Source organism: Pseudodesulfovibrio sp. S3 (genome assembly GCF_004025585.1).
GTDB lineage: Bacteria > Desulfobacterota > Desulfovibrionia > Desulfovibrionales > Desulfovibrionaceae > Pseudodesulfovibrio.
On sequence record NZ_QTZO01000003.1, the window covers coordinates 245,854 to 272,019 of the forward strand.

Here is a 26,166-nt window from a genome sequence, read left to right on the forward strand (position 1 = left end):
TCAAGTATTTTACGTCAACGAGGTTTATAAACTTTTACTCCTCAGCATATCCAGTGTCTCCCTGTCCGTGAAATCGAAATGAAGGGGTGTCAACGTGATATGTCCTTTCGTCAACAAGACCCGGTCGCGCCCCTCGCTGATCCTTTCGGGAGGGATATCCCCGGCAAGCCAATAATATGCCCTGCCGCGTGGATCCTGCCGGGTTTCATACCAATCCCGGTACGAGGCCCTGGTATGCGGGCACAAAACCAGCTCCCTGGCCTCCTCGATGGGGCAATCCGGAAAATTGAGATTGAGCACACATTTCTTCGGCAGTTCCGCCCAGGGAATCCTGGTCAGCAATTCAGTGCAGTACTGCGCCTGACCGCTCATGTCCTGCGGATTGAAATTGTCCATGGACACGGCCATGGCCGGAATTTCCATGAGCGCACCTTCAGTAGCCGCCGATACCGTACCTGAATAAAGAAGATCCACGCCGACATTGGCACCGGCGTTGATGCCGGACAGCACCAGATCCGGGGGGGCGGACAGTAACGTGGTCAAGCCGAGTTTCACGCAGTCCACAGGCGTACCGTAGACCCCCTGCCCTACAAAGCCGTTCTCCTTGAACTGCTTGACCCGGATGGGCATAAACAGGGTCACTGCATGGCCTACTGCGGACTGTTCCGTAACCGGAGCAACCACATTGACCTCGTGGCCCGCCTCCTTCAAGGCAAAATAAAGAGAACGAAGGCCGATCGCCTGAATTCCGTCGTCATTGGCGAGGAGTATATTCATTGCTTCTCCGTGTACAAAAGCTTCAGTTTGACAATACGTATGAAATCAGGTTCATAACCAGAAGCGATCAATGGCGCTTGCGCAATTGTCCGCAATCAACAAACATATGGATGATACCCGCATGAACGGGCTACCTCAACATCAATTCAATGGCAAGATTCGTGGGAAAAAAATCTCAATATATCCATCACATGACACCGGGACAAACGGTTGACGACCTTTTTCTCCTGGCCAACGCCAATCAGGCGCAATCCAAAAACGGCCCCTATTGGAACATCACATTTCAGGATGCCACCGGCTCCATCGACGGCAAGATCTGGAGCCCCAAAAGCCTGGAATACCCAACCTTGGAACCGGGACAGATGGCCCGCGTCAAGGGCTTTGTGGAGAGCTATCGCGACAAAAACCAGCTCAAGGTCGACCACATGGACCTCCTTGAAACCTCCCATCCCGATGTGGACCTGGCCGACTTTCTGCCCACCTCAAGCACGCCGCCAGAAGAGTTGATGGAGGCCATTGAAGACCTCGTCACCGAACACATGAAGCACAAACCATGGAAGATCTTCTGCAAAAGGGTGCTGGGCAACGAGGAGGTCAGGACCAAACTCCTGACCGCACCGGGCGCCAAAACCGTCCACCACGCCTATGTAGGCGGCCTGCTCGAACATTCCCTACAGGTAGCCCGCGCCTGCATGGCCCTGTGTACCGTGTATCCGCACCTGGACCGCCAGACATTGCTTGCCGGGGCCATATTCCATGACCTGGGCAAGGCATGGGAACTTTCCGGCGGTCTGGCCAACGACTACACCGACGAGGGCCGTTTGTTCGGCCACATCCAGATAGGCATGGAAAAATTGGAGCCGTTCCTGAAGAAAAGCAGGCACCTGGACGAAGACCTCAAGCTGCACTTCAAGCACCTGATCACCAGCCATCACGGAGAGCATGAATTCGGCTCTCCTGTCCGCCCCAAGACCCCCGAAGCGTTCGTTCTGCACTTTGCCGACAACATGGACGCCAAGTTGAACATCATCGACCAGGCCTATGCCGACATGGACAAAACCGGAGCGCAGTGGTCGCCCTATATGCGCTTTTTGGAGAGAAACGTCTTCCGGCCAACGACAACACCTGATAGTTCCCAAAAAAAGAATGCGAAACCGGAGAACCAATGTTTATTACCTTTGAAGGCATAGAGGGCACCGGGAAATCGACCCAGATTACCAAGGTCAGGGAATACCTCGAATCCATGGGTAGAGAGGTCTTTCTAACCATGGAGCCTGGAGGCAGCCGCGTTGGTCGGGAACTCCGCAAGATGCTCCTGCATGTGGACAACAAGGACATCACGCCCATCACTGAACTGTTCCTCTATCTGGCTGACCGTGCGCAGCATGTCGGCCAGGTCATCCGGCCCGAACTGAAGGCCGGAAAAGTTGTGCTCTGTGACCGCTTCGCCGACTCCACCATCGTCTACCAGGGGTACGGGCGCGGCCTGGATACCATGATGCTCAAGCATCTTAACGAGGTGGCTGTGGATGGCTTGTGGCCCGACCTGACCCTTCTCCTCGACATCGACCCGGAGATCGGCCTGAAACGGGCCACCCTGCGCAATATCCAGGATGGCAAGGCCAAGGAGGAAGGACGATTCGAGGCCGAACACCTCTCCTTTCACCAACGTATTCGCCAAGGCTACCTGACCTGGGCGGCCCTCAACCACGATCGGATGAAAGTGATCAACGCTGCGGCATCGCCGGACGAAGTCTTCGAACGTATCCGGCTTACTCTTGATTCGTATCTGGACACAGCATCCTGAGCCGATTATCTTCGCCTGGCATCAACAGAATATCACCTGGATTCTTTCAGGTATTGTGGTACGGTAACACCATAAAGGCCTTGTTCCGCATCATCAAAACAAACAAAGAGAATGCCAGCCAAATTGCCCCCGACAAAAACCGGACCCTTTTCCGTTTCAGCATGTGTGGATACGGCGAAATTCGTCGTGCTCCTGACCGCCCTGGCCGGTCTGCTTGTCATGGGTTCCCACCGCCTCGGCTATAATTGGCAATGGTATCGCATTCCGCAATATCTCTGGCATAGCACCGATGAAGGCTTCACATGGGGTCTGCTCATGCAAGGCCTCGGGGTCACCTTTCAGATCTCCGCCATCAGCCTGATCCTGATGCTTGCCATCGGCATGACCACGGCCTTGCTCCGCATGACTCGCTCGTGGGCAGCCTGGGGCGTGGCCCGGGTCTACATGGAACTGATCCGCAACACCCCCCTGCTCATCCAGATATTCTTCATCTATTTCGTCCTCGCCCCCATCCTGGACATGTCCGGTTTCTGGGCGGCGATCATTGCCCTCAGCCTGTTCGAAGGGGCCTATGCGTCGGAGATATTCCGAGCCGGTATCACATCCATCGACACGGGCCAGTGGGAGGCGGCCAAAAGCCTTGGCATGAGCCCCTTCGCCATGTACCGCCACATCATATTGCCCCAGGCCGTCAGGCGCGTGTTGCCGCCCCTGACAAGCCAGGCCGTGTCTCTGATCAAAGATTCCGCCCTTGTCAGCACCATAGCCATTCTGGACCTTACGCAACAGGGACGAATGATCGACGCTGAAACGTTTTTAACATTTGAAATATGGTTTACCGTTGCCGCCATTTACCTTGTGGTCACCCTGACATTGTCCGGCGTGGTGCGCCTGCTGGAGCAACGGTTCAACGGCATCCAGCCATAACCTCAAAAGGAGCGGACCATGACCATTTGGAGAGCCGTCAAAATCGACGGAGTCATCATGATCGCCATTCTGGGAGTGTCGCACGTCACCTTTGCCCAGGATTCCGGAAAGTAACCTTTTTCCCCCGGAACCCGTCTTCCGGATCAAGGAGAAGCCAATGAAAAAATCGCGGATCTTATCCCTCATGGCACTGTTGATGCTCATCGTAAGCGCCTTCGGATGCAGCCAGCAATCCCCGCAGCAGCAAGAGAATGCAAAAGCCCCCGAAACGACCGCCAGCCAACTGGACACCATTCTCAAACGCGGTGTACTCAAAGTCGGATTCGACACTTTCAAACCCTGGGCCATGAAGGACAAGAACGGCAAATACATCGGCTTCGAAATCGAAGTGGCCGAAAAACTGGCCGAAGACATGGGCGTCAAGGTCGAATTTGTTCCCACCAAGTGGTCCGGGATCATCCCGGCACTCTTGACCGGCAAGTTCGATATCATCATCGGCGGCATGTCCGTCACTCCCCAACGCAACCTCAAAGTGAACTTCTCCATTCCCTATGAATATTCAGGCATGTCGGTTGTCGCCAGCCGTAAACTGGCTCCCGGCCGGTCCCTTGCCTCGGAGTTCAACAATCCGGGCACCACGGTTGCCGTGCGGCTCGGAACCACTGCCGCCGAAGCGGCCAAGAACTATCTGCCACAGGCCAAGATCCTCTTCTTCGACGAGGAGTCGCAGACCGTGCAGGAACTGCTCAACGAACGTGTACATGCCGTTATCGCATCCAATCCGCTGCCCTCCACCCTGGCCGCGGAATACCCGAAGCAACTCTACCTGCCATCCAAGAAGGACTTCACCAAGGAGCCCATCGCCTTTGCCGTCAGAAAAGGCGACCCCGATTTCCTGAACTGGCTCAACAACTGGGTACGGGTCACCATGAGCAAGGGCTGGCTCCAGAATCACTACGAATACTGGTTCTTCTCCAACGATTGGGAAACTCTCATCCAGTAACCGGGCCGATTCATTGCAACAATCAACTTCCGGGAAACGCTTGCGCATGACCCCGCTGGACGCCGCCGTTTTGGCGGCTCTGGCGGGGGTGCTCGGCTTTGTCTTTTACAAGGCTGCCACAGGTCTGAACTACCATTGGAACTGGGATATCATACCGCAATTTCTGCTGCGGTATGATGAACAGACTCGGTCATGGAGACCCGGCCCCCTGACACTCGGCCTGTTTGCAACCATTCGACTGAGCCTCTGGTCCGGTATCCTGGCCATGATCCTGGGCCTCATTATCAGCCTGTTCAGGGTCAGTCCCAGCCTGTTCAAACGCCAGATCGGCACCACTTATGTGGGGCTCATACGAAACACCCCGCCGCTTGTGCTGATTTTCATCTTCTATTTCTTCATCGGCGATCAGATCATAAGCCTGCTGGGCGTGGACACCTTCGTCTACACTCTTTCAGACGGCACAAAGGATTTTTTGAGTTGGTTTTTCGGTCCCATGAACCGATTCCCGCAATTCATATCCGCTCTCATAACCCTGGCGCTGTTTGAAGCGGCCTATATTGCGGAGATCCTCCGGGCAGGCATCGAATCCGTGGAAAAGGGACAGTGGGAGGCCTCGGCCAGCATGGGCATGAGCCGGAGCCAGTCCATGCTCCACGTGATTTTGCCCCAAGCACTGCAACGCATGTTGCCAGCCCTGGCCGGACAGTTTATATCTATCGTCAAGGACTCTGCCATTGTGTCCGTCATCTCCATCGAGGAACTGACGTTTCAGGCCCAGCAGCTCATGACGACCACGTATCGAAGTTTCGAGATATGGACCCTGGTCCTGATCATATACTTCGTACTCACATTTCTGTGCTCCCTGGCCGTAAGAAAGCTGGAACTGACCTTGAAAAGGGACTAACATGTTCGGATACATAAAAAAGTTTTTTACCGGAACACTGGACGAAAAGCCCGAGACTCCGCCGGAAATCGAAACATCTGAGCCAACTCAACCATTGGACATGGAGACACTTCAAATGAACGACATCAAGGTCTATGCACTTTCCACCTGCATCCATTGCAGGAATGCCAAGAAATACCTGGACGAATGCGGAGTAAAATACGACTGCGTTCACGTGGACCAACTGAGCGGTGATGAACGCAATGACGTGGTCAGAAAGATCAAGGAGTACAATCCGGCCGTCTCCTTCCCGACCATCGTCATCAAGGACAAGGTCGTGGTCGGCTATCACAAGGACCAGATCGACGAAGCCCTCAAGGGAGAATAGCCATGGACGTCAAACAACTCTTCAATATGCTGAAGAAGGCGCAGGAACCCAAGGGCTACTACTTCAACAACGACATGGATATGACCATGCCGCTCCTGGAGAGTCTGCTCATCAACAAGGAGCGCTTCGGCTACATGGCCTGTCCCTGCCGCCTTGCCAACGGCGATTTCGATGCTGACAAGGATATTATCTGTCCCTGCACCTACAGGGAAGACGACGTCAAAAAGTACGGCGCATGCTTCTGCGCCCTGTACGTGAGCAAGGATTTCAACGAAGGGAAAATCGAAAAAACAGTCGTGCCTGAAAGCAGGCCGCCGGAAAAGATACTCTTCTGATCAAAGGCTCAAAGTAAAAGAAAAGGCCGGGATCGAATTCCCGGCCTTTTTTCGTTCTATTCATCGATAATGTGAATATTCAAGGCCGTCAGCGCTTCTCTGATCGGAATGAAATTATTGATGCCGATGGATCGTTCCCCGTAGCCGCTCACACAGACTCCGACGACATTCCCGTTATTGTCGACCAATGGTCCGCCGCTGTTGCCGGGTTGAATGTCGGCATCAGTCTGTATCAGGTGCAGCCCTGTCTTCTCATCCTCACGAAGCGCGCTGACAACTCCCCGCGTAATGGTCGACCGCAACTTCTGATCGAGCGGTGTTCCCACCGGGAATACCGGCTCCAGGACTTTCACGGGGGTTTGCCTTATGGGCATGGGCCTGGCCGAATTAAGCTCGGCCTTTACCAAGGCGACATCACGCGTCGGGTGCACCTTTATAACTTTTCCGGGCAGTTCGAACCCGTTTGAAAAACCGATGGAAACCTTATCGCTTTTCCCCACCACATGCTGATTGGTGATGATGTACCCGTCGTCGGTGATGATAAACCCTGAACCATGCCCGTATGCAGTACGCACCGTCACAGTCGAATCGGTCACCCTCGACGGTTTTTCTGAAAATGACGTAATATAATTATCGACCAAGGGTATTGTGAGAACATCGCCAACAGACTGTTGTTTGACGAGATTGTCCTGAACACTGCGCCCACTGACCAGATCATAAAAGTCTTTGTCGGCAGACAGTTCTTCGGCCGCACTCGAAAAGGCTTCAAAGAGGAGCGAAGTGTAGCCACCGGCCCGCTCTTCAACCGATTTCTGGTAACCCGTTGTCGTCACTTGTAAAAGCGACTTCTTTTCAAGAGGAGAATAGACCGTCCATTCAACCTGCAGCCACACTTCCCCGTTTTCAGTACCCAGGGCATTCCCTGTCCAGAAATCATAAACGCGGCAAATGTTCGTTCTCAAATCCCGGATTTCAGCGGCCACCAGATAATGTGCGCTGGACAACTCCTCTTCTCTGTCAAATATCCGCTTCGGATCGCCAACGACATTGTATCCACGGGCAGTCAACGATTCATAAAAATACTGGCTGAACTCATCATCGATGCCGCCGATGGTCGAGCGCGATGAGGTCCAGAACATTTCCGCACTGCAATTGTAGTTGCACAGATTCATACTGCTTTCGGACTGCCCGGAATAATAGGCGCCTATTTTTTCGCCCCGTTTGATGGAGACTATTGTTTTGCTCAGCCCAATGGGCTCCAAAACAACGCCGGATTCCATCTCCAGAGGGGGAAGAACGGCATGAGGGGGAATGGCGACTCGCTTTGTTCCGCATGACGGCAGAAACAACAAACAGACAAACAGGGCACATACAATCTTACGCACAACGTATCCTCCAGGCAGATTCAAACTGCCTTTCGATACACATTTTCATGTATACATACAACCACTTTGTCGTGCTTTTTGACCAATTCTAGGCAGTTGCCTTGGCCAGCGCCCGGTCAAGATCTTCAATGATGTCTTCCACATCTTCCAACCCCACGGAGATGCGGATCAAATCCGGCGGCACCCCTGCCGCGAGCTGTTCTTCAGGGGTGGACTGGCCGTGCGTGGTGGACGCCGGATGGATGACCAATGTCTTTGCGTCTAGAATATTGGCAAGATGAGAACACAACTCCACGGATTCGATAAAGACGCGCCCTGCTTCCAGACCGCCTTTGACCCCGAAACCGAAGACCGCTCCCGGTCCCAGGGGGAAGGTGTTCTTGGCTTTGTCGTGATCGGGATGGCTGGGGAGTCCCGCATAGTTGACCCACTCCACAGCGTAATGCGTTTCCAGGAATTCCGCCACTTTCTGGGCGTTTTCACAGTGCTTGCAAGCGCGCAGAGGCAGGGTTTCCATACCCTGGATAATAAGGAAACTGTTGTGGGGTGACAGGGCCGCACCCGTGTCACGCAACAAACCGATGCGAACCTTGGTGGTAAACACAGGGCACGGTTCACCGGCCGCACCGCCCATGGCTTCCCACAAATTGATGCCGTTGTAGGTCGGGTCCGGGGCGGTCAACTCGGGATATTTGCCGGCTGCCCCCCAATCGAAACCGCCCTTCTCAACTATGGCCCCGCCCATGGCCACGCCGTGGCCGCCCACGATCTTGGTCAGAGAGTAGACCGCAATGTCGCAGCCGAAATCAAAGGGATTGAAAATGGGGGGGGGCGCCACCGTGGAATCGAGGATGAACGGCAAACCGTGCGCGTGGGCTACACGGGCGATCCCCTGCAAGTCATCGACATTGCAACGCGGATTGCCGATGGACTCACTGTAGACGAGCCGGGTGTTCTCATCGATGGCCGCCTCAAAATTGGCCGGATCAGAGGAATCCACGAATCGCGCCTCGATACCGAACCGCTTCAGGGTATGTTCGAACAGGGTCTGTGTCCCGCCGTAGAGATTGGAACCGGTGACGATGTTCTGCCCTGCCGAGGTGATGGCCGTGACCGCATAGAAGATGGCCGCCATGCCGCTGGCCACGGCCAATGCGCCCACGCCGCCGTGCAGGGCGGCCAGCCGCTTTTCCAGCACGTCCGTGGTCGGATTGTTCAGGCGGGTATAGATGTAGCCGGAATCCTTGAGTGCAAACAGATCGGCGGCATGACCGGTATCGCGAAAGAGGTACGCCGTGGTCTGATGGATGGGAACAGCCCTGGAACCAGTGTCACTGTCCGGGGTATGCCCTGCATGGAGGGCCAATGTCTGAGGACCATATTTCGTGTCGGTCATGACGATGCTCCTATTAAATCTGCCGGGGCCAAACGCCCTGCTCTGCCTCAGAGTGCGACAACAGGAGACAATTGGCAATACCTGCATTCATAGCAATTCATTATCCCGACCATAAGAGGGCTTCATGGAACAGGTATTGCTAGCATATGAACAAGGAACATTTTTCCGACACGGTAAGCGGAAACCGCGTGAAAACGTTTCAGATTTCGCTAACAATGGGGTCAGCGAAAGGTCCCCGCCTCGAACTTGAGCGACTCGGGGCGGGGGTCATTTTTCCAGCCCGGCACCAGCCAGCCATGCGGCGAACGCTTCCTGCGCCCGCTGACCGTAGGCTTCCTTCCTGAATTTCTTCTTCATCTTCTGTTGCAATCCGGGCATGAGCCCGAAGTTGACGTTGGACGGCTGGAACTGCTTTTCGGGCCTGGTCCGCAAATGGCCAAGCAATGCCCCGAGCGCCGTTTCCACCGGCGGAGCCGTCACTTCCACGCCCTTTATCCGGCGAGACAGGGACAGGCCAAGCCACAGGCCGCAGGCAGCGGACTCGAGATACCCTTCCACCCCTGTGATCTGCCCGGCCAGATAGAATCCGGGCCTGCCTCTCAACTGCAAGGTCTCGTCCAGCACCTCCGGGGCATTGACGTAGGTGTTGCGATGAATGGAACCGAGCCTGAGGAATTCGGCATTCTCCAGGCCAGGTATCATCCTGAAGATCCGTTTCTGTTCCGGGTACTTGAGCTTGGTCTGGAAGCCCACCAGGTTGAAGGAGGTCTTGTCCGCATTCTCGGTGCGGAGCTGGACAATGGCAAAGGGGCGTTCCCCGGTCTTGGGGTCCGTGAACCCCACGGGCTTGAGCGGACCAAAGGCAAGGGTCATCTCCCCGCGCTCGGCCATGGCTTCCACGGGCAGACAGGCTTCGAAGTGCACTTCCTTCTCGAAATCGCGCGGTTTGACCTTCTCCCCCTCGAGCAGAGCGGCCACGAACGCCTTGTATTCGTCCTCGTTCATGGGACAGTTGAGATAATCGTCGTCCTCGGGCTTCCAGCGCGACCCCCAGAAAGCCTTGTCAAAGTCCACGGAATCGCGGGAGATGATCGGCGCTATGGCGTCATAAAAATAGAGCCGGGCATCGCCCACCGTCTCCATGAGGCTCTCGGTCAGTTCCGGGCTGGCCAGGGGACCGGCGGCAATGATGACCGCGGCAGCTCCTTGCAAATCAACATCATCAAGCGAGGCAATCTCCCGCCGAACCACAGTGATAGCGTCATGCCCTTCGATCTTTGCGGTAATATATTCGGAGAACAGGGTACGGTCCACGGCCAGGGCGCCGCCGGCGGGCACCTTTGTGGCAAAGGCGGCCTCCATGACCAAACTGCCGAGACTCTCCATCTCCTCCTTGAGCAGTCCTATGGCCGCGGCGGGTCCGGTGGCACGAAAGGAATTTGAACAGACCAGCTCCGCCAGTCCGTCCTCAGTGTGGGCCTCGGAACGCCTTTCCGGCTTCATCTCATAGAGCGTGACCGAAATACCGGCTTCGGCCAACTGCCATGCGCAGTCACACCCGGCCAGACCACCGCCCACAATTACCACTTGTGCCATTTCATATCCCCGATATCGTTTACGTTCGCCGCAATATGCCGTATAGAAGCCTGAACAGCAAACCTGCGGAATCAAAAGATGACAAACCCCCTGCTCGACATACGCGAACTGACCACGTGCTTTTCCTCGCACCAGGGCATTGCCAAGGCGGTGGATAACGTCAGCCTTTCCTTTATGCAAGGGGAAACCCTGGCCATCGTGGGTGAGTCCGGCTGCGGAAAGACCGTGCTCGCCCTGTCCATCCTTGGTCTCATACCCGATCCGCCGGGCCGCGTCACCGACGGAAGCATCCTCTACAAAGGCCAGGACCTGCTGGACCTGACCGAGAGCGAGCTCATGTCCATCAGGGGCAACGCCATTTCCATGATTTTCCAGGAGCCCATGACCGCGCTGAACCCGGTCTTTCGAGTGGACGACCAGATCGCGGAACCGCTCCGGCTGCACCAGGGGTTCAACAGACACGATGCGCTCCTCAAGGCCGTTGATGCCCTGAACCTGGTGGGCATTCCCAACCCGGCCAAGATCGCCAAATCCTATCCCCACGAGCTTTCGGGCGGTATGCGCCAACGCGTCATGATCGCCATGGCCCTGGCCTGCAAACCGGATATTCTCATCGCCGACGAACCGACCACGGCTCTGGACGTGACCATCCAGGCCCAGATTCTGGACCTCATGAATGAGCTGAAGGCCCGCATGAACGGCTCGCTCATGCTCATCACCCATGACCTGGGTGTGGTGGCCCGCATGGCCCAACGCGTGGCGGTCATGTATTCCGGCAAGATCGTGGAACTCGCAGGAGTTAAGGAACTCTACGCCGATCCGCTCCACCCCTACACCAAGGGGCTGCTCGCATCGGTGCCGACCCTGGGCGAAACCACGCGCCTGAACGCCATCCCCGGCATCGTGCCCGGCATCTTCGACCTGCCGGAGGGATGCCGCTTTCATCCGCGCTGCCCCAAGGCCTACCAGAAATGTTCGCTGCTGCTTCCGCCGCTTTTTGAACCGGAACCGGGCCGAAAAGTCCGTTGTTGGCTGTATGAGGACTAGGCCATGGCCCCACTGCTCGAACTGATCAACGTCTCCAAGCACTTCAAGGTCACCAGCGGCATGCTCGGCCTCCTGTCCTCGACCGTCCGCGCCGTGGACGGCGTCACCCTGAGCGTCGAAAGAGGTGAAACCCTCGGCCTGGTGGGCGAATCGGGTTGCGGCAAATCCACCCTGGCCAAATGCATCATGGGACTGGAAAAAGTCACCGGCGGAGAAGTCATCTTCGGCAACCGATCCATCACCGCATGGGACGAAAAAAAACTGCGCTCCAAGATACAGATGATCTTTCAGGACCCCTATTCCTCCCTCAACCCACGCCAGAAAATCGGCTCCATCATCCGCGAGGGACTGGATATCCACAATATCGGCTCCAAAAACGAGCGGCTGGAAAAAGTCAATAATCTCCTGCAACTGGTTGGCCTGAGAGGCGAACACAGCCAGCGTTACCCCCATGAATTTTCCGGCGGCCAACGGCAGCGCATAGCCGTGGCCCGGACCCTGGCCCTGGACCCCAAACTCATTGTCTGCGACGAACCGGTGTCCGCTCTGGACGTATCCGTGCAGGCCCAGGTCCTGGGGCTGCTCAAGGACTTGCAGGACCGGTTCAACCTGACCTATGTTTTCATCTCTCACGATCTGTCCGTGGTCAGCCACATCTCCGACAATGTGGCCGTCATGTACCTTGGCCGGATCATGGAAGTCGGGCCGAGCAAGAACCTGTTCGCAGACCCGAAACACCCGTATACCAAGGCGTTGCTGTCCGCAGTGCTGGTCCCGGACCCGACCAGGCAAACCGAACGCATCGCCCTGAAAGGGGATCTGCCCAGCCCCATGAACCCGCCCACAGGATGTCCGTTCCACCCCCGCTGCCCCGCTGCCTTTGACAAGTGCAGAAACGGCCGCCCCGAACTCATGGCCCAGCCAGACGGCGTAAAAACCGCATGCTGGCTCTACGCGTCCGAGTAACTGTACCGCCCGGACATCCGAGAATCTGTATCTGGAACACCACGATTTGATCAGGCACTATGACAGCACGCTGATACTCAAACCCCAAGGAACCGATATGATAAGCCGAGACGAAGCCCTGGCCCTGCTCAAGGAACACAACACCGAAATCAACCTGATCAACCACGCCCTGGAATCCGAAGCCGTCATGCGCGGCCTGGCCGTCAAGCTGGGCAAGGACGCTGATCTGTGGGGCATCACCGGACTGCTGCACGACCTGGACTACGCCGTCACAAAAGAGGCCTATGCTCGCCACGGGCTGGACACCGTTGACATGCTGAAAGGCAAACTCCCTGACGAAGCCCTGACCGCCATCCGCCGCCATGCCGCCGAGATGAACGGAGCCGAAGGACCGGAAACCGATTTCGACTTTGCCCTGCGCTGCGGCGAAACCGTCACCGGGCTGGTTCACGCAGGCGCCCTGGTCCGCCCCACCAAGATCGACGGCATGAACCCCAAGAGCCTGAAAAAGAAAATGAAGGACAAGGCGTTCGCGGCCAGCGTAAACCGCGACTGCATTCGCGAATGCGACAAGATAGGCCTGGAGTTGGGCGATTTTCTCCAGATCGCCATTGACTCGGTAACTGAAATCGCCCCTGAAGTGGGACTGGCTGCCGAATAAGGTCGGTTGCAGGGATTCCTATTCTGTACTACTCCTTTTCCCCTGACAAGCCTCCCCGGATTATCTGAGAAAAGGAGCATATGTGGCCGCACTTTCCGAGCCGTTCGCCTCGGGCGATTCCGTCATCCACAGGATGGACCCGCGCATCCGTCTGATCTGCGCAATGCTCCTGACCCTGCCTGTGGCCCTGCTGACCCTGCCCAAACCGGCCTGGATCGCCTTTGCCGTCGGACTTTTTCTTGTGAGAGCGGCCCATCTGAATCTGATCCTGGTCATGAAACGACTGTTCGCAGTCAACTTCTTCATCGCCTTCCTGTGGCTGTTCATCCCCTTTTCCCTGCCGGGCAACGCAATCTGGTCCATCGGGCCCCTTCACGCCACCACGCAAGGCGTGGATCTTGCCCTGCTCATCACGGTGAAGTCCAACGCCATCGTGCTCGGCCTCATGGCGCTTCTGGGGACCATCTCCATCCAGAATCTCGGCCCGGCCATGCAGCAACTCGGCATACCGAACAAACTCTGCCACATTCTCCTGTTCACCTATCGCTATATCTTTGCCATCCACCAGGAGTACACCACCATGTGCCAGGCCATGCGCGCGCGGGGGTTCAAACCACGCACCAGCGCCCACACCTACCGAGCCTATGCATGGTTGGTGGGCATGCTCCTGGTCAAAAGCTGGGACCGCGCCGAACGGGTCCAGGCGGCAATGCGCTGCCGCGGGTTTCACGGCCGTTTCTACTCCCTGACAGCCTTTAAATCCGCACCGCAGGACTACCTTTTCCTGGCCCTGTGCACTTGCTTCTGCCTGGGAATCATCTATTTCGGCTTCATCCAAAGGGGATTGTCATGAGCCATGCGATCATTGAATTGAAGGATATCACATACGCCTTTCCTGAACGTGGCAACACCCTGGACAAGCTGACATTCCACCTGCATCATGGCGAGAAGCTGGGCCTGTTCGGTCCCAACGGGGCGGGCAAATCCACCATGCTGCACATCCTCATGGGACTGATCACCCCGGACCAAGGCCAAGTTGAACTCTTCAGCACGCCCATGTCCGACGCCAAGGCCTTTGCCGCCGCCCGGCTCAAGATCGGTTTTCTGTTCCAACATTCCGACGACCAGCTCTTCTGCCCCACGGTCCTCGACGACGTGGCCTTCGGGCCGCTCAATCAGGGGTTGTCCAGGGAAGATGCCGCCGCCCGAGCCAGGGAGGCCCTGGCCGTGGTCGGGCTGAGCGGTTTTGAGGACCGCATTCCCCACAGACTGTCCGGCGGCGAAAAAAAACTGGTAGCCCTGGCGACCGTATTGTCCATGAAACCGGAAGTGTTGGTATTGGATGAACCGACCACCGGACTCTCGCCCGAGGCCAAGAACAGACTGGTGGAGACACTCCACGAGCTCGACATGGCGCGGCTGGTGGTTTCCCACGATCCGGATTTCCTGGCTGCGACCACCGACAGGCTCATCGCCATGCGCGATGGCCGCATCCGGCCGGGCGAACTCAAACCGCACACACATGTCCACGTGCACGAGGAAGGGGATGTACCCCATCAACATTAATGGGAAAAGCATCAGCAAACCGCGCCACGCCCCTTTTTGATCTTCTGGCAAAACTGTTGAGCACTAAACGCCCCTGCCACACAAAACCGGTCCATATTCAACTCCATGCTATCGAATGCCACTCCTTTCAAACACATATATCACTCCTCCCTGAAGCATCTTGTAATAGTGAGTAAAGACTCCATCACATGCGATCGATCTAGATTGCTCAAACAACCGATAAAACGCTCCCGGCCCTTGGCAATTCGAAATATGAACCTATTATAAAACAACGGCCTGCCAAAACCGGCCCGCCTGAAACAGAAAACCTCACGATGCCCAACAACGATCTTACAGCCCGAATGTCGCACGCCCCCACCAGGACCATCTGGAATCTGGCCTGGCCGCAGTTGCTGATGACCATGTTCCATGTGCTCATCGGCATGGCTGACGTATGGGTGGCCGGGTACATCAACCGTGAGGTCCAGGCTTCCCTGGGCATCATCACCCAATCCCTGTTCTTCCTCCTGGTGGTAGCCATGGCCGTGGCCAACGGCTCTGTGGCCGCCATCAGCCAGTCCATCGGAGCAGGCCTGGAAAAACGTGCCAAACGGTATATCGGCCTGTGCCTGATCCTGGCCTGCCTGCTCGGCGCTATATTCCTGTTCCTGGGCCTGCCCCTGAAAAACATGCTGCTGTCCGCCCTGCAGGTGCCTTTTGAGATGCGCCCTGTTACCCAGTATTTTCTGACCGTTTTCCTGCTCCTGCTGCCCTCCTACTACATGCTGCTGATCACCAACGCCATCTTCCGGGCGCGCAAGCAGGTATTCTACCCTCTTTACTGTATGATAATCGTGACCTCGCTCAACACCGTCCTCGACCTCGGGCTGGGGCTGGGCTGGTTCGGCATGCCGAATATCGGCTACAAAGGGCTGGCCTGGGCCACTTTCGGCTCGGTCACTGCCGGAGCAATGTTCAACCTGATCACACTCGCACGACAGGGCCTGCTCAAACGAGAGAGTTTCGCCCCCTGGCGCTGGATGAAACGGGCCATTCCCTACCTGCTCAAGGTGGCCTGGCCCTCCGGGCTGATGCAGGTCGTCTGGCAGTCCGGCTACCTGGTGCTCTACGCCATCACCGCCAGCCTGCCGGGCGGCGCAGTGAATGCCCTGGCTGGCATGTCCATCGGCCTGCGCATCGAGTCCCTGCTGTTCATGCCCGCCATGGCCTTCAACATGACCGCGAGCATTCTTGTGGGCCACTACCTGGGCGCAAGAGAACCGGAAGAAGCCAAGAGATTCGGCTTCCGCATTCTCGGCATAGGACTGATCTCCATAACGCTCTTCGCCCTGGTGGTCTGGCAGTTCATCGTTCCCTGGGTGGACCTGTTCACCCGCGATGCAGTCGTGGCCGTCCAGGCCGTGAACTATCTCAAATGGAACCTGCTGGCCGTTCCCTTTACCCTGACCAGCATGATCCTGGCCGGAGCCCTCAACGGGGCCGGGGCCACCCTGTACAATATGCTCATCATGGGCACCGCCACCTGGGGCCTACGCCTGCCCCTGGCCTACTGTCTCGGCCACGTCTTCATGAACGAAGCCGAAGGCATCTGGATAGCCATGTTCTGCTCCCAGATAATGCAATCCTCTGCCCTGCTCTACTTCTTCACCTTCAAGAACTGGCAACGTTTCGCCATGATCAAAAAACGAAACGGCCAACAAGGATAAGGAACACAATGCACCTCAACTTCGAACCGATCTCCCTTGACAGGCAGGACGAATACCACAAGGCCCTGACCCAATGTCCGCAACTGGTGACCAGCGATTTCTCCTTTGCCAATATCTTCGGATGGGCCGACCACTACGGATTGGAATGGGCCTTCAACAAAGGGCTTTGCTTCATTCGCCAGACCAAGCCCGAGACCATCTGCTGGGCTCCGGTGGGCGATTGGGAACAATATGACTGGAACAATTGCCGAGCCATGGGCGAAGGCAAGCGCTTTACCCGTGTTCCGGAGGCCCTGACCCGGCTCTGGTCCATCGCCTACGGCAACAAGATCACCATAGAGGAGAGTCGCGCCCACTGGGACTACGTTTACTCAGTCGAAGAGCTGATCTCTCTCAAGGGTAAAAAATTCCATAAGAAAAAGAACCTGCTGAACCAATTTCTAAAGAACTATCCCTACACCTATGAATCCATGGCCCCGGAATGTGTTGAAGAGGTGCTGGTGATGCAGGACGAATGGTACAAGTGGTACGAGGAGAACAATCCATCCGAGGCGCTCAAGGCCGAAAACCACGCCATCACCCGCGTGCTGCAACACATCGATCAGATCAAGGGACTCATGGGTGCAACCATCCGCGTGGAGGGCAAGGTCATAGCCTACACCGTGGCCGAACCGTTGTGCGAGGACTCCCTGGTCATCCACTTCGAGAAGGGCGACATCCGCTACAAGGGCGTATATCAAGCCATCAACCAGATGTTTCTGGAAAACGATGCCGCAGAATTCACCAACGTCAACCGGGAACAGGATCTGGGTGACGAAGGCCTGCGCAAGGCAAAGCTTTCGTATAATCCCACATTCTTCCTCAAGAAATTTGAAGCCCAACTGTTCTAGGCCATGTCCCTGCTTCTTCCCTCCCAACCACGCAGGCGACTGGTTGTCCTCGGCCTGGACGGACTGTCGCTCGACCTGGCTAAAACGCTCGGCGCCTCCCTGCCGAACATAGGCCGCATAGCCGCAGAAGCCACGACCGTGCGGGCAGAACTGCCCGAACTCTCGCCCGTGAACTGGACCTCGTTTTTCACCGGGACCGGACCGGAGGGACATGGAATATTCGGATTCTCCCGCATCGATCCAGATACGTATGCACTGCGCATATCCGGCAGAACGGACGTCACCGGCCCGACAATCTTCGACCTGCTTGGTGATAAGGGGCTGATATCTCGAGTGATCAACCTGCCGAACACCTACCCGGCACACCCCATGCGCGGGATGCTCGTGTCCGGTTTTGTGGCTCATGATCTGGAACATGCGGCATACCCGCCATTTCTTAAGGCAAAACTTGAAGAAATCAATTACAAGCTCGAAGCAGACACCAACCGGGGCAAAAGCGATCTCGGCTATCTGCTCGATGAATTGCGCCTGACCCTGCAATCCCGCCTGAACGCCCTAGACCTGCTCTGGCCTGATCTCGGCTGGGATCTGTTCATTCATGTCTTCACCGAGACGGACCGGCTGTTCCATTTTTTCATGGACGCAGTCCTCCACCTGGACCACCCGGATCACCTGGATTGCATGGCATTCCTGGCCGAGTGGGATCACGCCCTGGGGGTATTCCTCGAACGATACGACGCCCTTGCCGGCCCCAAAAGGCTCATGGTGCTGGCCGACCACGGATTCACCGAGATCAAGACCGAAATATGCCTCAACACCTGGCTCATGCAAGAGGGCCTGCTCACTCTGACCGGTCCTCCAAAGGATGAATGGGATACCAGGTCCATTGCATCAGAATCAAAGGCGTTCGCTCTGGACCCTGGCCGCATATACATTCACGCCAAAGACCGGTTCCGACGCGGTTTAATCGACCCGGAGGAGGCATTGGCCCTACAGGAACGCATCGCCACCGGGCTGATGGCGTTGAAGTACAACGGCGAACCGGTCATGAAGGCCGTGCACCCCGCCGCAAGTCTCTATCCCGGCGCATCTTCTGACCAACTGCCCGATCTGGTCTGCCAGTCACACCCCGGTTTCGACCTCAAGGCCAAATTCGACCGCAGCGACATTTTTGGTTTGCATGGACGGACCGGGACACATACGGTGGACGGAGCCATCTACATGGACACGGAACATTCCCGGCCCGAAAGGATTCGGAATGTCGGCGACCTGATTTTACAACATTTCGACATCACAAGATAAATGAGCATAGATTTTGAAAACGACCTGAACGAGGCCCAGCGCGAGGCCGTGACCACCACCGAAGGGCCGGTGCTGGTCATAGCCGGTGCAGGTTCGGGCAAGACACGGACCATCGTTTACCGGTTGGCCCACCTGGTCGAACAGGGCGTGGACCCTGCCCAGATCCTGCTCCTGACCTTCACCCGAAAATCCGCCCAGGAAATGCTGGCGCGGACAGAGGACATCCTCGGACGCTCCCTGCACGGAACCTCCGGCGGCACCTTCCACTCCTTTGCCTATGCCACGCTGCGCCAGAATGCCATGGACATCGGCTTTGAGAACGGCTTCACCCTCATGGACCGGGCCGACTCCGAGAACATCTGCAAGGAAGTCAGAGGCGACCTGAAGCTCGGCAAAGGGGACCGCTCCTATCCCAAGAAAAGCACCCTGCTGGACATGATCACCAAGTCCCGCAACAAGGAGCTTCCCATCGAGGCCATCCTGGAGCGCGAGGCCTACCACCTGAACCCCTACCTTGAAGACCTGCTGCAAATTTCCGACGGATATGCCCGGTTCAAGCGTGGTCACGCCCTGGTCGACTACGACGACCTGCTCTTTCTGCTGGACAGGCTCCTGGAGGAAAACGAACCGCTCAGGAACCAGCTCCAGACACGCTATCAGTACATCATGGTGGACGAATATCAGGACACCAACCTGGTCCAGGCCCGCATCGTCAAGCACCTGGCAGGCCGCAAGGGCAATGTCATGGCCGTTGGGGACGATGCCCAGTCCATCTACGCCTTTCGCGGCGCCAATGTCGCAAACATACTGGAATTCCCCCAAATATTTGAAGGCACCAAGATCATCCGCCTGGAAAAGAATTATCGATCCGTGCAGCCCATCCTCGACCTGACCAATGAGATACTCAAGGGCGCGACCACCAAATTCGAGAAACACCTCTACTCGGACCTCAAAAGCGACAAACTGCCCGAGGTGGTGCATCCCCTGAGCGACCAGACCCAGGCGAGGCTGGTGGTGGACCAGATCCTGGAATTCAAGCGGAAGTACCTGCTCCACGATGTGGCCGTGCTCTTCCGGGCGGGATACCAATCCTTCCCCCTGGAAGTGGCCCTGACGCGCATCGGTATCGACTACCAGAAATACGGCGGCATCCGGTTCCACGAAGCCGCCCACATCAAGGATGTTCTCTCCTACATCAGGCTGGTGCTCAATCCGCACGACCTGTTGGCCTGGCAACGGGCCATGGAACACATCAAGGGAGTCGGTCCCAAGACCGTGACCAAGATTTACACGGCCATGCACACCAGGGACGACAAGTACATGGCCAAGGCGCTGAAGAAACACGAGCCGCTCAAGGAACTGCTGACGGAGCTGGACAAACTGCGTTCTTCGCCTCCCAAACCCTCAGCCGTACTGGAATCCATCCTCGCTTACTACCAGCCCATCCTCATGGAGAAATACCCGGACGACTACCCCAAGCGCCAGGCCGGACTGGAACAACTCAGCCAGATTTCAGTGGGCTATTCGGACATGGAGCAATTCATCGGCGACCTCAGCCTGGACGGCGACCCCGAGGATGAAAAACGCAAGGAAAACGCGGTGGTACTGTCCACAGTCCACTCGGCCAAGGGGCTGGAATGGTCTGCGGTCATCATCATCGACCTGGTGGAGGACCGCTTTCCGTCCCGCAAGGCCATGCAGCGCGCCGAGGACCTGGAAGAGGAACGCCGCCTGATGTACGTGGCCTGCACCCGTGCCAAGGAGCATCTCAAGCTGTTCGTGCCCAGTTCAGTCTACAACCGGGCCAGCGGCATGTCCGAGCCGACCCTGCCCAGTCCTTTCATTCTCGAACTGCCGGACACGGTCTTTGACCGCATGAACGAGTCCTATGGCGGCGGTCTGGAGCAGCGGCGCAGGTCCATACCCCATTCTCCGCGCCCGGTTGTCGAAGACGAATCCCCAGCGTTCGGCTCGACCACGCCCAAGGTCGATCCTTCCAAGATGGGCTTCTGTCGGCACAAGATTTTCGGCAAAGGCAAGATCATTGCCCATATCGAACCGAACAAATACAGGGTGAACTTCCCCGGCTTCGGCCTCAAGGTCATCATCGGGGACTACCTCGAACTTATCTGATACTGGAAAAGAGATGGATATGAAAAGTGAAGCACAATTCCTGGAACTGATCGATACCTACTTCCCCCGCGAGCACGATTTCCTCACTCTTGGCCGGGGTGACGATTGCGCCGTGCTGGCGGGCGGCAGGGAATACTGCGTCTCCTCCGATATCTTTCTGGAAGATGTCCACTTCCGGCGCGATTATTTCTCCGCGGCAGACATCGGCTACAAGGCGTTGGCCGTCAATGTCAGCGATATCGCCGCCATGGGGGCCAAACCAGTGGCCTTTACCCTGGACCTCATGGTCCCCCCCGGCCTGGACGACGCCTTCTGGAACGACTTCTTCAAATCCATGTCCTCACTGGCCAAACAGAACGACATGGTGCTGGCGGGCGGTGATCTGAGCCGGTCCGATCGCCTGGGCATGTCCATCTCCATCTACGGCGTTGCCGGCTCCACCGGGTTTCTCAGACGCGGCAAGTGCGCCTACGGCGACATACTGTTCACCGTAGGCGACATCGGCCTGGCCAGGGCCGGGCTCATGGCTCTCGAAGCAGCGGGCGTCAAAGCTCGGGAAACGCTGCCAGCCGCTGTCATGGCCCACCTGCGGCCCAAGCCCAAGGTCATGATCGGCACCCTGCTCAATGCCGCCGGAATCAAGGGACTGATGGACGTTTCCGACGGCCTGGCCCGTGACCTGCCCCGCTTTCTCGGCCCCAACCTGGGAGCCGACCTGCACATCGATGTGTCCAGACTGAACAGCAACCTCATCACTTTCGCAGAAACCGTAAACGTTGACCCAGTGGAATTCGCCGTGCTCGGCGGGGAAGACTACGCCCTGCTCGGAGCAGTCTCCCCGTTCGAAGCGGGCAAGGCCGAATCCGTTCCCGGCTTCATGAAAATCGGTACCGTGACCAAGACACCGGGCATCATCCTCAATGACAAACCTTTCACCACCGAGGGATTCGACCACTTCGGCAAATAAACGGAGGCGTTATGGACAAGGAACTGGTCATCATAGGCACCATTCGCTCCCCAATAAAGGATTTGGCCACGGCCCCCAAAATGGAAAATGAAGCCGGGGCGGCCCGCGTTCGCATCGATCTGGACCCGGCCTATGCCCAGGGCCTGGACTCCATGGAACCCGGTGCACAACTCGAACTCTTCACCTGGTTCCACAAGTCCAAACGGGATGTGCTCATGGTCCACCCCAGAGGCCGGGTAGAGGTTCCCATGCGCGGCGTATTCACCACCCGATCCCCGTCCCGCCCCAACCCCATAGGACTGCACCGCGTCACCCTGGTGGCCATAGAAGAACCCTGCACGCTGGTGGTGGAGCCGCTGGAGGCCATCGACGGCACCCCTGTCATCGACATCAAGCCGATCCCCAAGGGATATTAGTTGAATGGACCTTTTCGAAGCCGTTGAAACCACCGGTGAAAACCAGGTCGGCGGATGGGTGCAGACCACGGACGGCGTCCGGTTGTGGGTGGAAATCCGAGGAACAGGCCGCCCGGTCGTTCTTGTCCACGGATGGACCATGAGTTCGATCTTCTGGCGGCGGCAGGCCCAGTTGGCCGATGCCTTCCAGGTCGTCACCGTGGACCTGCGCGGCCACGGACGCTCACAGACCACGCCTCGCGGGCACAATATCCCCCGCTATGCCACGGATGTACGTGAAGTCATCACCGCACTGAACTTGAGAAACGCCATGCTCACGGGATGGTCCATGGGCGGATCCGTGGTTTTGGAATACTGGCATCAATACGGCCGGGACAGGCTCGACGGGATCGGCCTGGTGGAAACCGGCCCCTACCCCATGTCGTCAGCCCCCTGGAACAACCACAAATGCCACGGCCACAACATGGAGGCCATGCAAGAAGATTTGACCGCCATGCGCCTTGATCGCAAAGGGTTTGCCCAACGGTTCGTCAATGCCATGTTTCTCTCCGGCCAGGCACCGGAACACGCCCTGAAGTGGATGCAAACCGAACAATTGAAGGCTCCCACGGACATTGCGACGGCCATATACGAAGACTACGCCCAGCGGGACTACACCCCCCTGCTGCCCTCCATCTCCTGCCCCACCCTGGTTGTTTACGGTCGATCCCGGCACATGTGTTTCGGACCGTCCGCAGGAAGATTCGTGGCCGGCTCCATTCCCGATTCCCGGTTTGCCATACTGGACAAAAGCGGCCATTTGCCGTTTTATGAACAACCCGAAGCCTTCAACGAGTCCATGACGCATTTTCTCAACCAACTGGACGCATAAGGGACAGACCATGAAATCATTGCCCGCCGCCGTTGCCGCCTTACTTCTGAGCCTGCTGATGCACACCCCGGCCATGAGTGCAGGGCTCGCAGGCGTAATTCTCCTCGACTCCCAGATTGTTGGAGACCAGCAACTCTTTCTCAACGGCATCGCACTCCGCGAGAAGTTCGTGTTTGACGTGTATGTGGCCGGTCTCTACCTGGTTGATAAATCCAGCGACGCTGACGCCATCCTGCAAAACGACGCTCCCAGGATGATGCTCATGCACTTCCTGCGCGATGTGGACGCGAAAGACATCAACAAAGCCTGGTTCGAAGGCCTTGAGGCCAACGTGAAGAACGTCACCCCGGAACTCAGGGCCAAATTCGATCAATTGGCGGAAATGATGACAGACATAAAGGAAGGCGAAGTCATGGGCTTCACCTATGATCCGGTGGCAGGAACCGATGTCATGGTGGCCGGACAGCCAAAGGGCGGCATACCGGGAAAAGACTTTGCCGATGCCCTTCTGGCTACCTGGATCGGGCCGAAACCGGGGCCGGGCAAGAGCTTCAAGAAAGCCATTCTCGGTGGCCAATAATCCAACGCGAAAACCGCTCCCTACTTGAAACGCCAGCCGTTCGCGTAGACATTGAACGAATCTTTCCGGATACGTCCGACAAGACTGATGTTGTTTCTTTCCGCATAGGTGATGGCGGAACTCGTGGCTGCGGAAAAACCGCATAAAATGGGAATATTGGCCGTGCTCGCCTTGGTGGTCAGCTCCAGGGCCAACCTCGATGAAAGCATGGCTATGGTCGCATGCTCCAATGTCCCTTCGAGAAGGGATTTGCCGATGGCCTTGTCAAAAGCGTTATGCCGCCCCACATCCTCACCGAAAGAGACCAGTTGACCCTCTGCCGAAAACAGGGCTGCCGCATGTGTGGACCCCGTGTTCTTGAACAGATTCTGCCGCTGCTCGAACAATTCCTTGTACTCGAAGAGTTTTTCCGGCCTGATGCGAAATGGGTGCGGCGAAGGATAGATTCGCCGCACCGCACGGGGAGTCATGAGGGTCACCTCCACACGGGAAACGCCTTGATAGGCGAACGACATATTCATGATGTCCTCGGGGCAGCGGATCATGGAACAGGCAAACAGATAGCCTGCAACCAGATTCAGGTCATCGCCCGGCGTTCGCGCAAGTACGGCCTCCTGCTGTCCGTTGATCTGGAGCTTGAGGTCGGATTCCTCTGCGATCAGATCATCCTTGAAGGACAGCTTTCCCTCGGAATATCGCTGTAATGTCACAGTACTCGCCAATTGGATCGGCCGATCCTCGACAGGCCGCCTGGCCTTATCAATACCGGCCTGACCCTCTATGGCTCTCAAACGGATAATCGACATATGATTCCTTATGCCACCCTATTCAACACCATTCCAAAGGCTCGGCGAAATCGGACTCAATCTGTTTTTCCGAGCAAAGATATCAAGATGGATAAGACCCAGCTGAACGGTATCCAGATGAGGATGCGGTTCACACTCGCGCATGTCGATATTCAAACAGTACTTGCCGCACTTGTGGCAGGCCTCGATCCGTTCATATTTCACATCGTCAAGATAGAAAACTTCACGTGATTCATTATCATCATTGCCGCAAGCCGCACAGACATTACGCTTAAAACGCCAGTCGTGACCACAGAGGGAACAATGCAGGAACTTCTTTCCCCCGCCACCGATCAGTTGGTCCAAATCGGTAACTTCTTTGGGGGAAAGATGTGAAATGGAAGGAGTGGACCCGCAAACGGGGCAATATCCTTGATCCCATGCCAGATTGGTAAGGGGCTCGCCCAAGCTGTCAACTATAGCACATAAGACAGGAGCGAAAACGGTCTCTGAAATATACAGCAATGTTGTGTACGGTGCGATTCCAAGCTGTACGGAGGTGTTCTCAAAGTGTTTCCAGTTACCTTCAATCCTAGCCTGGGCAAGCCCCGAAATATTGTCGGGATCGTCCAGATATTCTTGCAAAATCTTCCACGTCTCTTCGGGTAATTTGAGCACATCCGAAAGCAGGGGGAGCAACCGTACGACAGCCTGCTGCATGCTTCCGGCCCACTGGGAAAAATCTTCATCCACCAGAATCGGAACTCCTGCGCTGATTCGTGTCGCGTCTATCTGAGGGACAACCATCTCGAGGGTGAGCAATTCATCCTGCAACCGGGCTTTTTCCAGGAAAAGAGGACCGAACTTTTCGACAAGTTCCATATACGCCCGGGTACGTTCCTTAATTGCATTGAGAGTCGAATCAACTGTCTTCTGAGCGGAAACGGATTTCATGGAGCGCTCCATTCTCTCGCAATGTGGCCGGAGCGTCCCCTGACTTGGAACACTCCGACCACCTGCGGAGAGGATTATTTGGTTAAGCCTTCATAGCCTTGAAGGGTCTTGCCAACGTGGCAAGGAATTGCTTTTTCGACATGGGATCGACAGATGCGTCTGCAACCGTGAACTCGTGATAGTTCTCGGGATCGTCGATCAGCAGATAGATGACGTTGACATCCTCGGGATCTGCAAGCATCGCCTTGGGCCAAGCTTTTTTCAAAGTGGCCAAGCGCATTTCGGCAAGCTTGAGCATGTCTGCGCGATCGCCAAACTGCATGGCACCCGTAGGACAGACCTTGACACACGCGGGGATCATGCCGTTGTGAATGCGCTCATTGCACATGGTACACTTGGACATGAGCCCGGTTTCATCGTTGCGCCGGGGAATGTTGTACGGACACGCTTGTCTGACCTCTTCAGCCTGGTCCTTGTCGAAGTCCTTGGTCTTGTCGGTGAAGACAACCGCTCCGGTCTTTTCATCCTTGAGGATGGCACCGTCAACGTAGACGTCACCGAGTTCCTTGCAGGGAGGAACGTCGCAGTGGCGACATTGATCCGGGAAGAAATTCCACCGGATCACGTCGTTCTCAAGATGTTCGCTGAAGCGAACCAGTTTATAGTTGTTCGGATTCAAGTCCTGCGGATTCTGATGACTGCCCCAATGATACTGGGTCGTCTTGTTGGCAGGCAGTTCATGCCATTCCTTGCAGGCTATCTGACAACCGCGGCACGCTGTGCAGCGGGACGTATCTATCAATATCGTCTTTGGCATGGCGTTTC

General features: G+C 56.5%; 27 protein-coding genes. 20 read left to right on the top strand and 7 right to left on the bottom strand.

Going from position 1 to position 26,166, the window contains the following annotated elements; all coding sequences use genetic code 11:
- Positions 1–24: 24 nt before the first annotated feature.
- Positions 25–777, bottom strand: coding sequence for a 5'/3'-nucleotidase SurE (surE, locus tag DWB63_RS04840; protein WP_128327684.1), 753 nt, complete (start codon positions 775–777; stop codon positions 25–27).
- Positions 778–968: 191 nt separating this feature from the next.
- Between surE and DWB63_RS04845 the strand changes: the two genes are divergently transcribed.
- The 7 genes from DWB63_RS04845 (at position 969) to DWB63_RS04875 (ending at position 6,120) form a co-directional block, all read left to right on the top strand.
- Positions 969–1,967 (top strand): HD domain-containing protein, encoded by a 999-nt coding sequence (locus DWB63_RS04845; protein WP_241648625.1) that lies wholly within the window; start codon positions 969–971, stop codon positions 1,965–1,967.
- Positions 1,943–2,584, top strand: a complete 642-nt coding sequence (tmk, locus tag DWB63_RS04850) for a dTMP kinase (RefSeq protein ID WP_128327686.1) — start codon at positions 1,943–1,945, stop codon at positions 2,582–2,584. Before DWB63_RS04845 ends, tmk begins: the two co-directional genes overlap by 25 nt.
- A gap of 111 nt (positions 2,585–2,695) precedes the next feature.
- Positions 2,696–3,511 (top strand): amino acid ABC transporter permease, encoded by an 816-nt coding sequence (locus tag DWB63_RS04855; RefSeq protein WP_128327687.1) that lies wholly within the window; start codon positions 2,696–2,698, stop codon positions 3,509–3,511.
- A gap of 157 nt (positions 3,512–3,668) precedes the next feature.
- A complete protein-coding gene (locus DWB63_RS04860; protein WP_128327688.1) occupies positions 3,669–4,514 on the top strand; it encodes a transporter substrate-binding domain-containing protein in 846 nt (281 codons plus the stop codon).
- Positions 4,515–4,560: 46 nt separating this feature from the next.
- Complete coding sequence (locus DWB63_RS04865; RefSeq protein ID WP_128327689.1) at positions 4,561–5,418, top strand: amino acid ABC transporter permease; 858 nt, start codon at positions 4,561–4,563, stop codon at positions 5,416–5,418.
- 115 nt (positions 5,419–5,533) lie between these two features.
- Entirely contained in the window at positions 5,534–5,785 is a 252-nt protein-coding gene (locus DWB63_RS04870; protein ID WP_128327690.1) for a glutaredoxin family protein, read from the top strand.
- Between the two features lie 2 nt (positions 5,786–5,787).
- Complete coding sequence (locus tag DWB63_RS04875; protein WP_128327691.1) at positions 5,788–6,120, top strand: ferredoxin-thioredoxin reductase catalytic domain-containing protein; 333 nt, start codon at positions 5,788–5,790, stop codon at positions 6,118–6,120.
- Between the two features lie 56 nt (positions 6,121–6,176).
- Here the strand turns inward: DWB63_RS04875 and DWB63_RS04880 are convergent, their stop codons facing one another.
- The 3 genes from DWB63_RS04880 to trmFO form a co-directional block, all read right to left on the bottom strand.
- Complete coding sequence (locus DWB63_RS04880) at positions 6,177–7,505, bottom strand: trypsin-like peptidase domain-containing protein (RefSeq protein ID WP_128327692.1); 1,329 nt, start codon at positions 7,503–7,505, stop codon at positions 6,177–6,179.
- A gap of 88 nt (positions 7,506–7,593) precedes the next feature.
- Entirely contained in the window at positions 7,594–8,901 is a 1,308-nt protein-coding gene (locus DWB63_RS04885; RefSeq protein WP_128327693.1) for an O-acetylhomoserine aminocarboxypropyltransferase/cysteine synthase family protein, read from the bottom strand.
- A 267-nt stretch (positions 8,902–9,168) separates the two neighbouring features.
- Positions 9,169–10,497 (bottom strand): methylenetetrahydrofolate--tRNA-(uracil(54)-C(5))-methyltransferase (FADH(2)-oxidizing) TrmFO, encoded by a 1,329-nt coding sequence (trmFO, locus tag DWB63_RS04890; RefSeq protein ID WP_128327694.1) that lies wholly within the window; start codon positions 10,495–10,497, stop codon positions 9,169–9,171.
- Between the two features lie 78 nt (positions 10,498–10,575).
- Here trmFO and DWB63_RS04895 point away from each other — a divergent pair, with 78 nt between their 5' ends.
- From DWB63_RS04895 to DWB63_RS04955, 13 genes are all read left to right on the top strand, one after another.
- Complete coding sequence (locus tag DWB63_RS04895; RefSeq protein WP_128327695.1) at positions 10,576–11,544, top strand: ABC transporter ATP-binding protein; 969 nt, start codon at positions 10,576–10,578, stop codon at positions 11,542–11,544.
- Positions 11,545–11,547: 3 nt separating this feature from the next.
- Positions 11,548–12,510 (top strand): dipeptide ABC transporter ATP-binding protein, encoded by a 963-nt coding sequence (locus tag DWB63_RS04900; protein WP_128327696.1) that lies wholly within the window; start codon positions 11,548–11,550, stop codon positions 12,508–12,510.
- Between the two features lie 97 nt (positions 12,511–12,607).
- Positions 12,608–13,171, top strand: coding sequence for an HD domain-containing protein (locus DWB63_RS04905; protein WP_128327697.1), 564 nt, complete (start codon positions 12,608–12,610; stop codon positions 13,169–13,171).
- A gap of 82 nt (positions 13,172–13,253) precedes the next feature.
- On the top strand, positions 13,254–14,024 hold the full coding sequence (gene cbiQ, locus DWB63_RS04910; protein ID WP_128327698.1) for a cobalt ECF transporter T component CbiQ: 771 nt from the start codon (positions 13,254–13,256) through the stop codon (positions 14,022–14,024).
- The gene (locus tag DWB63_RS04915) at positions 14,021–14,737 is read left to right on the top strand and encodes an ABC transporter ATP-binding protein (protein WP_128327699.1); all 717 of its coding nucleotides are present in this window, start codon (positions 14,021–14,023) and stop codon (positions 14,735–14,737) included. Before cbiQ ends, DWB63_RS04915 begins: the two co-directional genes overlap by 4 nt.
- A gap of 314 nt (positions 14,738–15,051) precedes the next feature.
- A complete protein-coding gene (locus tag DWB63_RS04920) occupies positions 15,052–16,443 on the top strand; it encodes an MATE family efflux transporter (protein WP_128327700.1) in 1,392 nt (463 codons plus the stop codon).
- An 8-nt stretch (positions 16,444–16,451) separates the two neighbouring features.
- On the top strand, positions 16,452–17,333 hold the full coding sequence (locus DWB63_RS04925) for a phosphatidylglycerol lysyltransferase domain-containing protein (protein ID WP_128327701.1): 882 nt from the start codon (positions 16,452–16,454) through the stop codon (positions 17,331–17,333).
- Between the two features lie 3 nt (positions 17,334–17,336).
- Positions 17,337–18,635, top strand: a complete 1,299-nt coding sequence (locus DWB63_RS04930) for an alkaline phosphatase family protein (RefSeq protein WP_128327702.1) — start codon at positions 17,337–17,339, stop codon at positions 18,633–18,635.
- Entirely contained in the window at positions 18,636–20,768 is a 2,133-nt protein-coding gene (locus tag DWB63_RS04935; RefSeq protein ID WP_128327703.1) for an ATP-dependent helicase, read from the top strand.
- A 19-nt stretch (positions 20,769–20,787) separates the two neighbouring features.
- Positions 20,788–21,735, top strand: a complete 948-nt coding sequence (gene thiL, locus DWB63_RS04940) for a thiamine-phosphate kinase (protein ID WP_128327704.1) — start codon at positions 20,788–20,790, stop codon at positions 21,733–21,735.
- 11 nt (positions 21,736–21,746) lie between these two features.
- Complete coding sequence (gene tsaA / locus DWB63_RS04945; protein ID WP_128327705.1) at positions 21,747–22,151, top strand: tRNA (N6-threonylcarbamoyladenosine(37)-N6)-methyltransferase TrmO; 405 nt, start codon at positions 21,747–21,749, stop codon at positions 22,149–22,151.
- 4 nt (positions 22,152–22,155) lie between these two features.
- Positions 22,156–23,022, top strand: coding sequence for an alpha/beta hydrolase (locus tag DWB63_RS04950; protein ID WP_128327706.1), 867 nt, complete (start codon positions 22,156–22,158; stop codon positions 23,020–23,022).
- A 10-nt stretch (positions 23,023–23,032) separates the two neighbouring features.
- Positions 23,033–23,602, top strand: a complete 570-nt coding sequence (locus tag DWB63_RS04955; RefSeq protein WP_128327707.1) for a chalcone isomerase family protein — start codon at positions 23,033–23,035, stop codon at positions 23,600–23,602.
- Between the two features lie 20 nt (positions 23,603–23,622).
- Here DWB63_RS04955 and DWB63_RS04960 read toward each other — a convergent pair whose 3' ends face one another.
- From DWB63_RS04960 to DWB63_RS04970, 3 genes are all read right to left on the bottom strand, one after another.
- Positions 23,623–24,408, bottom strand: a complete 786-nt coding sequence (locus tag DWB63_RS04960) for a formate dehydrogenase accessory sulfurtransferase FdhD (protein WP_128327708.1) — start codon at positions 24,406–24,408, stop codon at positions 23,623–23,625.
- 18 nt (positions 24,409–24,426) lie between these two features.
- Entirely contained in the window at positions 24,427–25,341 is a 915-nt protein-coding gene (locus DWB63_RS04965) for a formate dehydrogenase accessory protein FdhE (RefSeq protein ID WP_128327709.1), read from the bottom strand.
- An 82-nt stretch (positions 25,342–25,423) separates the two neighbouring features.
- Entirely contained in the window at positions 25,424–26,158 is a 735-nt protein-coding gene (locus DWB63_RS04970; protein ID WP_128327710.1) for a 4Fe-4S dicluster domain-containing protein, read from the bottom strand.
- Between the last annotated feature and the right edge of the window lie 8 nt (positions 26,159–26,166).

Bases quoted from the DNA above. Each gene is read 5' to 3' on its own strand.
- surE (WP_128327684.1), bottom strand. From the start codon at position 777: ATGAATATACTCCTCGCCAATGACGACGGAATTCAGGCGATCGGCCTT.
- DWB63_RS04845 (WP_241648625.1), top strand. From the start codon at position 969: ATGACACCGGGACAAACGGTTGACGACCTTTTTCTCCTGGCCAACGCC.
- tmk (WP_128327686.1), top strand. From the start codon at position 1,943: ATGTTTATTACCTTTGAAGGCATAGAGGGCACCGGGAAATCGACCCAG.
- DWB63_RS04855 (WP_128327687.1), top strand. From the start codon at position 2,696: ATGCCAGCCAAATTGCCCCCGACAAAAACCGGACCCTTTTCCGTTTCA.
- DWB63_RS04860 (WP_128327688.1), top strand. From the start codon at position 3,669: ATGAAAAAATCGCGGATCTTATCCCTCATGGCACTGTTGATGCTCATC.
- DWB63_RS04865 (WP_128327689.1), top strand. From the start codon at position 4,561: ATGACCCCGCTGGACGCCGCCGTTTTGGCGGCTCTGGCGGGGGTGCTC.
- DWB63_RS04870 (WP_128327690.1), top strand. From the start codon at position 5,534: ATGAACGACATCAAGGTCTATGCACTTTCCACCTGCATCCATTGCAGG.
- DWB63_RS04875 (WP_128327691.1), top strand. From the start codon at position 5,788: ATGGACGTCAAACAACTCTTCAATATGCTGAAGAAGGCGCAGGAACCC.
- DWB63_RS04885 (WP_128327693.1), bottom strand. From the start codon at position 8,901: ATGACCGACACGAAATATGGTCCTCAGACATTGGCCCTCCATGCAGGG.
- trmFO (WP_128327694.1), bottom strand. From the start codon at position 10,497: ATGGCACAAGTGGTAATTGTGGGCGGTGGTCTGGCCGGGTGTGACTGC.
- DWB63_RS04895 (WP_128327695.1), top strand. From the start codon at position 10,576: ATGACAAACCCCCTGCTCGACATACGCGAACTGACCACGTGCTTTTCC.
- DWB63_RS04900 (WP_128327696.1), top strand. From the start codon at position 11,548: ATGGCCCCACTGCTCGAACTGATCAACGTCTCCAAGCACTTCAAGGTC.
- DWB63_RS04905 (WP_128327697.1), top strand. From the start codon at position 12,608: ATGATAAGCCGAGACGAAGCCCTGGCCCTGCTCAAGGAACACAACACC.
- DWB63_RS04915 (WP_128327699.1), top strand. From the start codon at position 14,021: ATGAGCCATGCGATCATTGAATTGAAGGATATCACATACGCCTTTCCT.
- DWB63_RS04920 (WP_128327700.1), top strand. From the start codon at position 15,052: ATGCCCAACAACGATCTTACAGCCCGAATGTCGCACGCCCCCACCAGG.
- DWB63_RS04925 (WP_128327701.1), top strand. From the start codon at position 16,452: ATGCACCTCAACTTCGAACCGATCTCCCTTGACAGGCAGGACGAATAC.
- DWB63_RS04930 (WP_128327702.1), top strand. From the start codon at position 17,337: ATGTCCCTGCTTCTTCCCTCCCAACCACGCAGGCGACTGGTTGTCCTC.
- DWB63_RS04935 (WP_128327703.1), top strand. From the start codon at position 18,636: ATGAGCATAGATTTTGAAAACGACCTGAACGAGGCCCAGCGCGAGGCC.
- thiL (WP_128327704.1), top strand. From the start codon at position 20,788: ATGAAAAGTGAAGCACAATTCCTGGAACTGATCGATACCTACTTCCCC.
- tsaA (WP_128327705.1), top strand. From the start codon at position 21,747: ATGGACAAGGAACTGGTCATCATAGGCACCATTCGCTCCCCAATAAAG.
- DWB63_RS04950 (WP_128327706.1), top strand. From the start codon at position 22,156: ATGGACCTTTTCGAAGCCGTTGAAACCACCGGTGAAAACCAGGTCGGC.
- DWB63_RS04955 (WP_128327707.1), top strand. From the start codon at position 23,033: ATGAAATCATTGCCCGCCGCCGTTGCCGCCTTACTTCTGAGCCTGCTG.
- DWB63_RS04960 (WP_128327708.1), bottom strand. From the start codon at position 24,408: ATGTCGATTATCCGTTTGAGAGCCATAGAGGGTCAGGCCGGTATTGAT.
- DWB63_RS04965 (WP_128327709.1), bottom strand. From the start codon at position 25,341: ATGAAATCCGTTTCCGCTCAGAAGACAGTTGATTCGACTCTCAATGCA.
- DWB63_RS04970 (WP_128327710.1), bottom strand. From the start codon at position 26,158: ATGCCAAAGACGATATTGATAGATACGTCCCGCTGCACAGCGTGCCGC.